Origin of the sequence: Acinetobacter pittii (assembly GCF_034064985.1) — a bacterium.
GTDB lineage: Bacteria > Pseudomonadota > Gammaproteobacteria > Pseudomonadales > Moraxellaceae > Acinetobacter > Acinetobacter pittii_H.
Genome location: NZ_CP139249.1, coordinates 1,740,479 through 1,753,066, shown reverse-complemented (window position 1 = coordinate 1,753,066; position 12,588 = coordinate 1,740,479). Strand labels below are relative to the sequence as shown.

General features: G+C 36.3%; 11 protein-coding genes. 6 read left to right on the top strand and 5 right to left on the bottom strand.

Going from position 1 to position 12,588, the window contains the following annotated elements; translation table 11 throughout:
- Positions 1-157 precede the first annotated feature (157 nt).
- From SOI76_RS08390 to dapA, 5 genes are all read right to left on the bottom strand, one after another.
- Complete coding sequence (locus SOI76_RS08390) at positions 158-871, bottom strand: GntR family transcriptional regulator (protein WP_086376209.1); 714 nt, start codon at positions 869-871, stop codon at positions 158-160.
- Between the two features lie 35 nt (positions 872-906).
- Entirely contained in the window at positions 907-1,929 is a 1,023-nt protein-coding gene (locus SOI76_RS08385; RefSeq protein ID WP_005110721.1) for a proline racemase family protein, read from the bottom strand.
- 12 nt (positions 1,930-1,941) lie between these two features.
- A complete protein-coding gene (locus SOI76_RS08380; RefSeq protein ID WP_104078735.1) occupies positions 1,942-3,420 on the bottom strand; it encodes an aldehyde dehydrogenase family protein in 1,479 nt (492 codons plus the stop codon).
- 27 nt (positions 3,421-3,447) lie between these two features.
- On the bottom strand, positions 3,448-4,704 hold the full coding sequence (locus SOI76_RS08375) for an NAD(P)/FAD-dependent oxidoreductase (RefSeq protein WP_005110708.1): 1,257 nt from the start codon (positions 4,702-4,704) through the stop codon (positions 3,448-3,450).
- Between the two features lie 122 nt (positions 4,705-4,826).
- Positions 4,827-5,702: a 4-hydroxy-tetrahydrodipicolinate synthase gene (dapA, locus tag SOI76_RS08370; RefSeq protein WP_104078736.1), complete on the bottom strand. Its 876-nt coding sequence runs from the start codon at positions 5,700-5,702 to the stop codon at positions 4,827-4,829.
- A gap of 625 nt (positions 5,703-6,327) precedes the next feature.
- Between dapA and SOI76_RS08365 the strand changes: the two genes are divergently transcribed.
- The 6 genes from SOI76_RS08365 to SOI76_RS08340 all read left to right on the top strand — a co-directional run bounded on the left by SOI76_RS08365 (position 6,328) and on the right by SOI76_RS08340 (position 12,545).
- Positions 6,328-7,662, top strand: a complete 1,335-nt coding sequence (locus tag SOI76_RS08365; protein WP_104078737.1) for an aspartate aminotransferase family protein — start codon at positions 6,328-6,330, stop codon at positions 7,660-7,662.
- A 16-nt stretch (positions 7,663-7,678) separates the two neighbouring features.
- The gene (locus SOI76_RS08360) at positions 7,679-9,181 is read left to right on the top strand and encodes a CoA-acylating methylmalonate-semialdehyde dehydrogenase (RefSeq protein WP_205668346.1); all 1,503 of its coding nucleotides are present in this window, start codon (positions 7,679-7,681) and stop codon (positions 9,179-9,181) included.
- Between the two features lie 98 nt (positions 9,182-9,279).
- Positions 9,280-10,059: a helix-turn-helix domain-containing protein gene (locus SOI76_RS08355; RefSeq protein ID WP_104078738.1), complete on the top strand. Its 780-nt coding sequence runs from the start codon at positions 9,280-9,282 to the stop codon at positions 10,057-10,059.
- A 99-nt stretch (positions 10,060-10,158) separates the two neighbouring features.
- Positions 10,159-10,917 carry an SDR family NAD(P)-dependent oxidoreductase gene (locus SOI76_RS08350; RefSeq protein ID WP_104078739.1) on the top strand — a complete coding sequence of 253 codons (759 nt, stop codon included), beginning with the start codon at positions 10,159-10,161 and terminating at the stop codon, positions 10,915-10,917.
- A 109-nt stretch (positions 10,918-11,026) separates the two neighbouring features.
- Complete coding sequence (locus SOI76_RS08345) at positions 11,027-11,782, top strand: SDR family NAD(P)-dependent oxidoreductase (RefSeq protein WP_104078740.1); 756 nt, start codon at positions 11,027-11,029, stop codon at positions 11,780-11,782.
- A 10-nt stretch (positions 11,783-11,792) separates the two neighbouring features.
- On the top strand, positions 11,793-12,545 hold the full coding sequence (locus SOI76_RS08340) for an SDR family NAD(P)-dependent oxidoreductase (protein WP_104078741.1): 753 nt from the start codon (positions 11,793-11,795) through the stop codon (positions 12,543-12,545).
- The last annotated feature ends 43 nt before the right edge of the window (positions 12,546-12,588 follow it).

Here is a 12,588-nt window from a genome sequence, read left to right as displayed (position 1 = left end):
TATAACGAACTTTATTACTTGTCAATGAAAAAAGATAAAAAATAAACAAATAAAAATATTGATTAAACTCATGTTTTTTAAATAAAAAAACCAATAAAGATCGTCATAAAACAATCTTTATTGGTTTTAATTATTAGATAGATTTGCTGATTATTTTTTAAGTTGCTACGCTTATCTGATCAATTAAGTTTTCTTTCATGTGTTCCATAAAACGATCTCTAAACAGCAAGGTGTGAGCATGTGCCTCACTTTCAGCTTTATCCAGTTCTTTATTAGCTATCGCTTCTATTAGGCTTAAATGATCACTTTCCAAATTATCAAAACTAGTCGATTTAGCTAGATGATCAAAATGTAAATAGAATAGTCGTTGGCCCTCTTCTAATAGCCGCTCATAGTACTCAATTAAGAATGGATTTCGTCCTGCTTTAGCAATCTCAAGATGTAATTGCTTATTTTGTTCAAGCATTAGTTGATAGTTACCTTCTCTTGCTGCTTGCACATAAACAGTATCAACATCTTTAATTCTTTGTATATCATCTTCAGTACAATTGGCTGCTGCCAAACGTGTTACAGCACGCTGTAGAAGGTCTAATGCGCTAATATATTTTGAAAAATCTTGTAAGTTAAACGGCCGAACAATAGTTGTTCTATTCGGCAGAGTCATTGCTAAACCTTCAGCAACAAGACGTGCAAGCGCATCACGAACGGGCGAACGTGAAACCTCAAACCTTTCAGCAAGTGAAATTTCGTCAAGTTGAGTATTCGGTCTTAGCTTTAAAGTTAAGATTTCTTCACGGAGTTGATCATAGACATATTTACCATTATGTCTCTTCTTTACCCCGTCTGTTTCTTTTTTTACTAAACTATTCATAGGCTAGGCCTTATCCAATTCTAACTTTAATTTAATTATATACCTTCTCCCCATGTATCACTTACCATAAAACCTTCTGATAATGGGTCTGTTGGGTCAATACCAAGTTGATGAATACCATATAGCCATGCACGGCCAGTAATATTAGGAATAATCGCAGATTTATCACCAATTTGTACATTACTCGCATACTTCACTTTAAACTGTCCGCCAATAATTGATTGTGAAATTAATTCATCCCCTGGTTGAACAAGTCCACGTTTTGCTAAAGTAGCCAAATTAGCCGAGCTGCCCGTTCCACAAGGAGAGCGATCTACACGGCCTGGTGGTAAAGTTGTACACGTCTGAACTGTTTTTTCATCTAATCGATTTCTAAACATAACGTATGCAATTTCATTAATATCAGAATAAATAGGATGTTGAACATTAAACTGTTGATTAATGAGCTTTCTAAGCTCGATACCTAGTGTCGCTAATTTACGAGCATTATCAGGTACAATCGTTAGATTAACTTGATCAACATTAATAAGTGCATAATAAACACCACCAAACGCGATATCGAATTTGATTTTCCCGAATGGTTCGACATCTATTTCAGCGTCTAACTGTTCTACAAATGCAGGCATCATTTCTAAGGTGACACTTTCACAGCGCCCATCTTTACACTGAGCTTTTGCAGTAACCAATCCGGCTGCCGTATCTAAAACAACATTTGTGACTGGTTCCTGCATTTTTACCATACCCATTTCAAGCAATGCAGTTGTCACACAAATACAATTACTACCAGACATTGGGTGAGTCTTATCTGCTTGAAAAATTGCAAAAGCAGCATCTGCGTTGGGAACTGTAGGAGGTAGCAATAAATTTACAGATATCTGTAAACATCCTCGAGGTTCTTGGATAACAAAGCGACGTAAACTATCATCCACCTCGTTCAAGTAATTAACTTTTTCAACCATGCTATTACCTGGGATATTTAATACCCCTCCAGTAATCACTTTTCCAACCTCACCTTCACAGTGAACATCTACAAGTTGAATCGTTTTTTCCCAACGCATGTCATCACTTCCTTATTGAATATACCAAGCCCATGGTTCTTGACTGTCGTAACTCGTAATCTGTTTAACTTCTAGATAATTTTCAAGCCCCCAGACTCCTAATTCCCGGCCAATGCCACTTTGTTTATAACCGCCCCACGGAGCTTCGGTAAAAGTAGGTTGAGAACAATTAATCCAGATAATGCCAGCTCTTAGTTTTCGAGCCACACGATTACAGCGCTCTAAATCCTTCGACATTACTGCACCAGCCAATCCAAATATAGAGTTATTTGCAGACTTGATTGCTTCTTCTTCAGTTTTAAATGAACGAATACTCACAACTGGACCAAAAATTTCTTCAGCCCACAATGGGTGATCTTCTGGAACATCAGCAAAAATGGTTGGTTCTATAAAATAACCTTTCGTAAGATTTTTAGGTGGTTTTCCACCACTCAAAAGAGTGATGTTATCTTCAATACCACACTGAATTACATCCACAACATTTTGATATTGTTTTTGGTTAACGAGTGGACCAAGTTTCACGCCTTCATCAAAACCATTTCCAATTTTAATTTTTTGGCTCTCTTGTACTAGTCTTTCCATAAGTTTTGGATAGATGCCTTCTTGTACCAAAACTCGAGATGTTGCTGAACAAACTTGTCCTTGGTTCCAGAAAATACCAAACATGATCCATTCAACAGCAGCTTCAATATCACTATCATCAAATACGATAAATGCAGATTTTCCACCTAGCTCCAAACTAATATTTTTAACATTTGAAGCCGCTGATAACATAATTTGCTTACCTACAGGTACACTACCAGTAAATGCAACTTTATCAATATCAGGATGTTCTGTTAAGTACGGACCAATTTCTCGCCCATATCCAGTCAAAATATTTAAAACACCTTTCGGTAAACCCACCTTTTCAGCAATACGCCCTAATTCAACAGCTGTAAGTGAGGTTGCTTCAGCAGGCTTAAGAATCATTGTACAACCTGCAGCCAATGCAGGTGCTACCTTCCATGCAGCCATTAATAGTGGGTAATTCCATGGAATAATTGCACATGCCACCCCTACTGGTTCTTTTGTTGCTACGCAACTAAAGCGATCATCACTCAGCTCTATTTTCTCTTCACTATTTTCATCCAGTGATTCAGCTAAATTTGCATAAAAATCAAAGCAACCTGCAGCATCACTGATATCCCACTCAGCTTCTGGGTAAGGTTTACCATTATCTTTAACTTCTAAAGACGAAATTTCTTTTAGATTATCTCGAATTTCTTTAGCTATTGCTCTTAGATAATGCGCTCTCTCTTTACCTGATAACTTCGACCATGAACCATTATCAAATGCTTCTCGCGCTGCACGAACTGCAAGCTCGGCATCTTCTACTGAAGCACAAGCAACATGAGCAATAACCTCTTCAGTACTTGGATCGATACTTTGGAAAGTATTTCCTTTTCGTGTCGGAGTCCATTTTCCATCGATATATAATTGATCGTAAGTCATATCTATTTATCCTTATTAGTTCAATAATTAAAATCTATTTGCTTTAAATGGTGTGAGATCCACTTTGGTAGGTTGCTGACATAGCATCTCTGTGACTAAACGTCCTGTAGTCGCACCTAAAGTTAACCCAAGCTGCCCATGGCCAAAGGCTAAGGCAACATTTGGTAAACGTGAGCTCATATCAATAATTGGCTTTGTATCAGGCAAAAATGGTCTATAACCAACACCAAATTCCATTCCTTCGGTATTTAATTGAGGTAAAACTTTTTTAGCTTTATCCAAAATAATTTCAGCACGTTTCATATTGGGTTTTGCGCCAGCTGCAGCAAATTCAATCGTTCCACCAATTTGCAGGCCTCTGCTCATTGGGGCAAAACAAAAGCCACCTGACGCATAGATAGTTGAATGCTTAATGTCGACTTCAGGTTTTGGCAAAACGACTTGATAACCCGCAATGCCTGCTAAAGGTGGATCTATACCGAGTTGTTTTGAAAATAGTTGTGAACCAACACCTGCAGCAACCACTGCATAGTCAACATCAATAATTTGATGATTACTTAAAAGAACTTGGCGCAATCTATTATTTTCTTCACGTAATTCGACAACTTCTGCACGTATCCTTTCACCCCCCTTTGCAATAAAACTTTCAGTGAGTGCAGCAATAAAACCTTTAGTATCTTTTACAGCGGTCCAATCATTAAATAACAAACCGTGTTTGAATTTTCCTGTAAAAACAGGTTCTAAGTCTGAAATTTCTTTTTCATTTAGAATTTGATGTTTGAAACCAAAACTTTGTCTTAACTCCAAATATTTCTTCTCATGTTCAATATCATCAGCACTGTCAAAAAGCTCTAAAATAGGTCGTGTGCCTATTAAATCTTTGTCTGGGCAGTCTTCCAACAATACTGCATAGTCTTCATAGACATGTTGAGTTAATGAAGCCAAAGAGCTAGCAATCTCATTTATACGAGATTCTCTTGCACAATTTAAAAAACGTAAAAACCATGGAATAATGCTTGGAAAAGCGGATGGTCTTAATGCTAAAGGTCCCTGTTGATCTAGTAACCAACCAGGAATCTTCATTAAGATCCCTTTTTTTGAAAGTGGAATAATTTCACTCACGGCCATCTGTCCACAGCTCCACTTCGCGGTGCTTTCACCAGCTTCGGATGGGTCAACAACAGTGACTTTAAAACCTTTTTTTTGCAGATAAAGAGCGCAACAGATACCCACTATACCGCCACCAATTACAACAGTATTTTTCAAATTAGATTCTATAGACATTTTTACATTCCATTGATTAATTGAGGTTTTATATTGATGAGATATAATAAAAACCTATCCTACTCTTTTAAAAAAACTTTATTCAACCTATGAGCCTTTTGACTCATAGGTTTCAAATTTACTTACTTATCGATTGCATCAAATGCGCGTTTAAATTCAGCTTTTTCTTCTTCAGTTAAAGGTAATAATGGCATACGTGCATTACCAACTTTAAATCCAGCCAATTCACAACCATATTTAACTTTTTGAACGAATTTACCTGATTCCATAATTGCCATAACTGGGAATAATTGACGCATAACATCCTGAGCGCCTTTAATATCACCAGCATTATATTTATCGATAATTTCAACGACTTTGTTTGGGAAACAGTTAGCCGGACCACAGATCCAACTTGTTGCGCCCCACAAGAAGAAATCCAATGCCTGATCATCTGAACCACATGAAAGCTGGTAGTTATCTTTATACTTTCCACCAATTTCAATAGCACGTAGTAAATTACCACTACTTTCTTTAATACCAATAACACGTGGATGGTCTTTAAAAGCTTCAAGTACTTCGTAACCAACTTCTACATTTGTACGAACAGGATAGTTATATAGAACAATATTAATTTGTGGAAAAGCATCTAAAATCGCATTGTAGTGAGCAATCAACTCTTCTTGAGATGGTAAAGCATAATAAGGAGGTGCAATTAAAAGGTTTGTATAACCAAGATCAACTGTTTGCTGAACCTGTTCTAAAACTTCACGTGTACATGAACCATTTGCACCAGCAATTAAAATACCTCGTTCGCCAACTGTGTCTTTTACTACCTTAAGAATTTGACGACGCTCTTCATTAGTCAGTGCGTAATACTCACCAGTTGAACCTAATGGTACGAAACCTTTAACACCTGCTTTTAATTGATATTCAATAATATCAACCAACGTTTTATAGTCGACTTGGTTATTTTCATCAAAAGGTGTTACTAGAGCAGGAAGAATACCTTGCAACATTTTAAATTTCTCCATAAAAATTTTTAAATCTGAATTTCCCTATCTCGTACAAAATTAAGAAAATAACTAATGTTATTTCAATAACTTAAAATTGAAGATTTAGTATTCAATTCCAGATCATTACATTGTGTACAATATTGCATACACAAACAATATCTGCAATTTTTTTAGATGTCAATCATTCATGAGAAAATTAATTTACCTATAAAAAGAATAGATTTTTCAAAGATATATTTTTTAAGAAAAGGATTTTTCATATTTAACTCATCTTATTTTTAATTAAGATTTAAATTGCGAGATATCTTTTAAATAGAATTATTAGAAATAATTAAGATATTTAAGCCCCCAAATAGATTTTTGTTTTAATTGGATATTTCTCTTTTCCAAACTAAATCTTGCCCGAATGTTAGAAATTTAAATAAAAAAATCTTTTTTGAACTGATTGACAGGATAATTTTTATCTCTTAACCTCATTGCATACAATATTGCATACATTTCAAATTCTACATTTTAATGTATTGAATTTTAGTTATTTAACTCGTCATGCTCATCAGATGAATAATAGAAATATTGGATTTGTTGAGTTAAAGCGATTACTTCGCTAACCATTTTCATAGGAACGATTATGGATATGTCCTCAATCAGTCATGTATCAACCATCGATAACGATGATGTTTACGCAATGGATCGCAAATACGTATTCCATTCTTGGTCAATCCAAGGCAATTTAAATCCTTTAGTTATTAAATCTGGTAAAGGATCGAAACTGTGGGATTTTGATGGTAATGAATATCTGGATTTTAGCAGCCAATTGGTGAATACAAATATTGGCCATCAACATCCAAAAGTAGTTGAAGCAATTGTTAAACAAGCTCAAGAATTAATGACAATTGCCCCTTCAACTGCAAACTTAGCAAGAAATGAAGCTGCAAAAAGAATTGTAGAATTAGCGCCTGAAGGCTTTAATAAAGTTTTCTTTACAAATGGTGGAGCAGATGCCAACGAAAATGCTATTCGTATGGCTCGACTATATACAGGTAAAACAAAAGTTTTATCTTCATACCGCTCATATCATGGCAATACAGGTTCAGCAATTGTAGCAACCGGTGATGCTCGCCGTATTCCAAACGAGTATGCACGTGGTCACGTTCACTTTTTTAGTCCCTATCTTTATAGATCAGAATTCCATGCATCAAATGAAGTGGAAGAATGCGAGCGTGCTTTACAACATTTGAGAAGAATTATCGAAAGTGAAGGACCATCAAGTATTGCTGCAATTTTACTTGAAAGCCTTCCAGGCACCGCTGGAATCTTAGTGCCACCTAAAAATTATATGCAAGGTGTTCGTGAACTCTGTAATGAATTTGGCATCATCATGATTTTTGATGAAGTCATGGCTGGTTTTGGTCGTACAGGCAAATGGTTTGCACTTGAACATTATGGCGTTATTCCAGATTTAATTACCTTTGCTAAAGGCGTAAATTCTGGATATGTGCCAGTAGGTGGAGTGATTATTTCTGAAAAAATTAGCCAGTACTTTGACACTACTTTCTTCCCTGGAGGTTTGACTTACTCAGGTCATCCTTTAGCAATGGCTTCTATTGTGGCAACTATCGATGCTATGAAAGAAGAAAAAGTTCTAGAAAATGTGGAATACATCAGTAATGAAGTTTTAGGACCTGGTCTTAAAAAGCTTGCTGAGAAGCACAATATTATTGGTGAAGTACGCGGTGCTGGTGTTTTCTGGGCAATTGAATTAGTTAGCAATCAAAAAACAAAAGAGCGCGTTTCAGCTCAGACTATGACTGAAATTAAGAATCTTTGTGCACAAAAAGGTCTTTTAACCTTCCTTGCAGATAACCGTATTCATGTTGTACCTCCATGTATCGTTACTGAAGAAGAAGTTCTAGAAGCTTTAAAAATCTATGACGAAGTTTTAACAGAAATTGGTTGCCATTAATTTTAGGAGATAATAAATGAGCGAGTTGAACGTTGTTGGTCATTTGATCAATGGTAAAAAAATTCACGACACTCAAAGAACACAGGATGTTTTTAACCCATCTACAGGCAAAGTTTCTAAACAAGTTGCGTTAGCTTCAAAAGAAACTGTAGAGGAAGCAATCACTGCTGCTCAGGCCGCTTTTCCTGCGTGGAAAAATACGCCGCCCTTACGTCGTGCACGTATTATGTTTAAGTTTAAAGAGCTACTTGAACAAAATGCTGAAAAAATTGCTCATCTTATTGGTGAAGAACATGGAAAAATTTTGCATGATGCAAAAGGTGAATTACAACGTGGTATTGAAGTTGTTGAATATGCATGTGGTGCTCCTGAACTACTAAAAGGTGAATTCACTAAAAACGTAGGTCCAAATATTGACTCTTGGAGCGATTTTCATCCTTTAGGTGTGGTAGCTGGCATTACACCATTTAACTTCCCAACAATGGTGCCATTATGGATGATTCCAATGGCTCTAGTTTGCGGTAATACATTTGTTTTAAAACCTTCAGAACGTGATCCAAGTTCGACCATGTTTCTTGGGGAATTACTCTATCAAGCTGGTTTACCTGAAGGTGTTTTTAACATCGTTAATGGTGATAAAGAAGCTGTAGATGTTTTATTAAGTGATAGTCGTGTACAAGCGGTAAGTTTTGTAGGTTCAACTCCTATTGCTGAGTATATCTATAAGACTGCTGCTGCAAATGGAAAACGATGCCAAGCTTTAGGTGGTGCAAAAAACCATGCGATTGTAATGCCTGATGCTGATCTTGATAATGTTGTTAACTCATTACTTGGTGCTGCATTCGGGTCATCAGGTGAGCGCTGTATGGCCCTATCTGTTGCTGTAACTGTAGGTAAAGAAATTGGTGATCAATTAATTGAAAATCTTTCTAAAGCTATCGGCTCTTTAAAATACGGCGCTTATTCAGAAAATAGTAACGATTTTGGCCCAGTTATTACTAAAGCCCATAAAGATAAAGTTGTTAGCCATATTACAAGTGCAGAACAACAAGGTGCAAAAGTTGTTGTTGATGGCCGTGAAGCAAAAGTTGCAGGTCATGAAGATGGTTTCTACGTAGGTGCAACCTTAATCGACGAAGTTACGCCTGAAATGGACAGCTATAAAGCAGAGATTTTTGGCCCAGTATTACAAGTTATTCGTGTTGATACTATGGAAGAGGCTTTAGAACTCATTAATAAACATGAATATGGCAATGGTACATGTATCTATACTCGCGATGGTGAAGCTGCACGTTATTTCTGCGATAACGTACTTGTAGGTATGGTTGGCGTAAATATTCCTCTTCCTGTCCCAGTTGCTTATCACAGTTTTGGTGGGTGGAAACGCTCCCTATTTGGTGATCTTCATGTCTACGGTCCAGATGGTATTCGCTTCTATACTCGCCGTAAGACAATTACTCAACGTTGGCCATCTTCAAGTGTTAGAGAAGGTGCTCAATTCTCAATGCCAACACTGTAGTTGTTTATAAATATAGCGTTAGAATTAGCCCATTCTGATTTTAACGCTATTTATGTTTTCTAAAATACTCAATATCTTACTTATATAGTTATATGTCTATGAACACTTATCTAAGCGAACCTCATTTAAGTCATAATGATATAGAAAATATATTTATAAACTACAATGCTTTTGATTGTTCAGAACCAAAAAATGGTTTTGGAATTTTCATCTATTGTTATTCCAAAAAATCAAATGTCAGTATAGGTTCATCATTGATTCAAGCACCTCCCTCATATGGTACTTGGATACCAACAAAATATTTAAATGAAAGAATTACTATCAATTCTCAAGAATATTGTGTCATCAGGATCCCCAACGAATTCGCTAATACATTACCACTTGTTGTAAGTACAGTTATTTGCAATTCCATAACAGATTCAATTTTGAGGTACTGTAAAGAGAAAACCATTTCATCGATAAGATCTGAAAAAGATAAGCACCTATATCAAGTATTGTTAGATCAAATTACAGATTCAGAATATTCAAATAGTTTTCTTCCTCTCACAAATCATCCAAAGCTCGCGGCTATACTTCAATATATAAAAGACCACTCTTCTCAAAACATTAATATATCGGCTTTAGCAAAACAATTTGAAGTAAATGAAAGAACCTTAAGTCGACAATGCAATCATGAGTTAGGAATGAGTCTTATAGAATGGAAACAACGATTAAAGATCTTAAATACAATTTCCTTATTAGATGAGAATTCTTCAATCGATAATATTGCTAAAAACTTAGGTTACTCTACAACCTCAGGTTTTATAACCATGTTTAAACAGTGGACAGGATTAACACCTAATAAATATAAAAAAAAAATACTATCCAGATTTAACTAGATAAAATCTCATACTTCAATTTAAACAATAAGTTACATAATAAAGCATTCTACTTAACTTTTAATTTTCACTGCTCACTTTAACTTAAGGAAATCTAAAATGAAACTCTCTTTAGAGGGCCAGAATATATTGGTAACTGGTTCTGAGAATGGTATGGGTAAATCAATTGTAAAGAAATTATCCAGTGAGGGGGCTAACGTCATTATCCAATTTGAAAAGGATAAAAAATTAGCTGAATCATTGCTTGTAGAAGTTGGTAATAAAGGCTGGATTATTCAAGCTGATTTATCAGCTCTAGACGGGCCATTTATATTGTGGGAAAAAGCACTTATAGCAGCAGGTCAAATACATGCGATAGTTAATAATGCCAGTATTCGAACTGAACTAAGTATAGATTCACCTCCTGAATCTTGGCAGGCAATATGGAGAAAAGAGTTTCAAATAAACTTCTTTGCTGCTGCAGATCTTTGTAAAGAAGCGATTGCTCATTTTAAATTAGCCGGTAAAGGTAGAATTATTAATATAACAAGCCGCGCAGGACAACGAGGTTATGTAGCAGAAGCTTTACCTTATGGTTGCAGTAAAGCAGCTTTGATTAATCTAACAAAATCTATCGCACGTTCTTTCGGAAACGACGGTATTACTGCTGTTGCGATTGCTCCAGGATGGGTTCAATCTGAACTTGATGAAAACTCAATTTCTAGCAATGCAGAGCAATCCGCCTTGGCTGAAATTCCTATTGGTGAAATAGTTAAGCCTGAAGAATTAGCTGAATTAGTTTCTTTCGTTCTTATACCCTCACAACTTTCTTTAAATGGTTCAACTATAGATATCAATGGCGGTAGCTATATTCGTTAATTTTCTCTCAATTAAGAATTGACAAACTTAATCATCAAATATAATTTGTATACAAATTTGTATGCAATTTACATGAAGTATTAATAATAACCATTTAAAAGGAAATAAAATGGCTAGATTCATTGGCAAAACAGCTTTAGTAACTGGTGCTGGAGGTGGTATTGGCTCAGCAACTGCTCGTCGTTTAGCAGAAGAAGGTGCTACAGTTATCGTTGCAGATGCCGTATCTGAGACAGCAGAAAAAACTGTAAGTACTATTATTAAACAAGGCGGTAAAGCGGAAACTTTAGTATTTGATTTGACGAATGGAAATGCATGCCGTCAGGCGATTGCAGATGTAGAAGCTAAGTATGGGCATATAGATATATTAGTTAATAATGCTAGTGCTATGCGTCGTGGTGATTTACTGCATACGAATGAAGCTGATTGGTTGTTAAGTTTAGAAGTGAATGTGAATGCCCTCTTTCACTTATGCCAAGCAGTATTACCCAAAATGATTGTTGCTGGTGGTGGAGCAATTGTAAATACAGCTTCTCAGTGGGGTTTAACACCTGCTCCAGGTCATATCGCTTACAATGTAAGTAAAGCAGCTGTAGTCGCTTTTACTAAGAGCTTAGCTCGTGATTATGCTCCTCATAAAGTTCGAGTAAATGCAGTTTGTCCTGGTGAAATACATACACCGATGCTTGAAAAAGGTATTGCAGAAAAAGGGAAAACAATTGCGGACTTAGATGCAATGGTTCCATTTGGGCGCATTGGCAAACCAGAAGAAGTTGCAGCGTTAATCGCTTTTTTAGCATCAAATGAAGCAGCATTTACTTGTGGTGCATGTGTAGAAATTACTGGGGCTCAAGCTGTAGCGTAAGGAAATACTAATGACAAATACTGCTTTAGATCTACAAGATAAAATTATTTTAGTTACAGGTAGTTCACGAGGTATAGGCTTAGCTACAGCAAAGCTTCTTCATAAGCGAGGAGCTAAAGTAGTTATTCATGCACGTTCTTCGACATCTCATTTAGATGAACTATTAAATCAGTTAGATGAAAATGTTCGTTTAGTATTGGGTGACTTAAGTAGTATAAATGGTGCAGAGAATGTTTGGACCAAAGCCATTAGCTGCTTCGGGAATATAGATGTATTAGTTAATAATGCAGGAGCTTGGTTACCATCTGATATCACTTCTAGCCAAGCTTGGCGTGAGGGATGGGAAAGCAACATTGCTATTAATCTTGCAGCTCCTGCTGAATTATGCCGTTTAGCTTTATTACACTTCAAGCAACGACATGGCGGTATTATTATCAATATTACCAGTCGTTCAGCGCATCGTGGTGATGATGCTGAGCATTTAGCTTATGGAGCAGCTAAAGGCGGCTTGCTTGCTTTGACAAAAGGTATTGCCAGAGGATATGGTCGTGACAATATTCTTGCTTATGCAATTGCACCAGGATGGGTTGCAACAGATTTAGCAGAGGGTGCAATTGAGCCTTCTGTATTAGAAAATCTGCCTTTGGGTGAAGTTACTCCTGCGAGTGATGTTGCTGAAATGGTAGCCTTTTTGGCTACTGGTCTTTCCCGTCATACGACTGGAGCAACGATCGATATTACAGGAGCAGATTACGTTCGTTAAAATTAAGTTATTTGAGTATTGGGTCTTTTCCCCCAATACTCTT

Excerpts from the sequence above, each read along its gene's own strand:
- SOI76_RS08350 (WP_104078739.1), top strand. The coding sequence starts at position 10,159 with ATGAAACTCTCTTTAGAGGGCCAGAATATATTGGTAACTGGTTCTGAG.
- SOI76_RS08390 (WP_086376209.1), bottom strand. The coding sequence starts at position 871 with ATGAATAGTTTAGTAAAAAAAGAAACAGACGGGGTAAAGAAGAGACAT.
- SOI76_RS08385 (WP_005110721.1), bottom strand. The coding sequence starts at position 1,929 with ATGCGTTGGGAAAAAACGATTCAACTTGTAGATGTTCACTGTGAAGGT.
- dapA (WP_104078736.1), bottom strand. The coding sequence starts at position 5,702 with ATGTTGCAAGGTATTCTTCCTGCTCTAGTAACACCTTTTGATGAAAAT.
- SOI76_RS08365 (WP_104078737.1), top strand. The coding sequence starts at position 6,328 with ATGGATATGTCCTCAATCAGTCATGTATCAACCATCGATAACGATGAT.
- SOI76_RS08345 (WP_104078740.1), top strand. The coding sequence starts at position 11,027 with ATGGCTAGATTCATTGGCAAAACAGCTTTAGTAACTGGTGCTGGAGGT.
- SOI76_RS08375 (WP_005110708.1), bottom strand. The coding sequence starts at position 4,704 with ATGTCTATAGAATCTAATTTGAAAAATACTGTTGTAATTGGTGGCGGT.
- SOI76_RS08355 (WP_104078738.1), top strand. The coding sequence starts at position 9,280 with ATGAACACTTATCTAAGCGAACCTCATTTAAGTCATAATGATATAGAA.
- SOI76_RS08340 (WP_104078741.1), top strand. The coding sequence starts at position 11,793 with ATGACAAATACTGCTTTAGATCTACAAGATAAAATTATTTTAGTTACA.
- SOI76_RS08360 (WP_205668346.1), top strand. The coding sequence starts at position 7,679 with ATGAGCGAGTTGAACGTTGTTGGTCATTTGATCAATGGTAAAAAAATT.
- SOI76_RS08380 (WP_104078735.1), bottom strand. The coding sequence starts at position 3,420 with ATGACTTACGATCAATTATATATCGATGGAAAATGGACTCCGACACGA.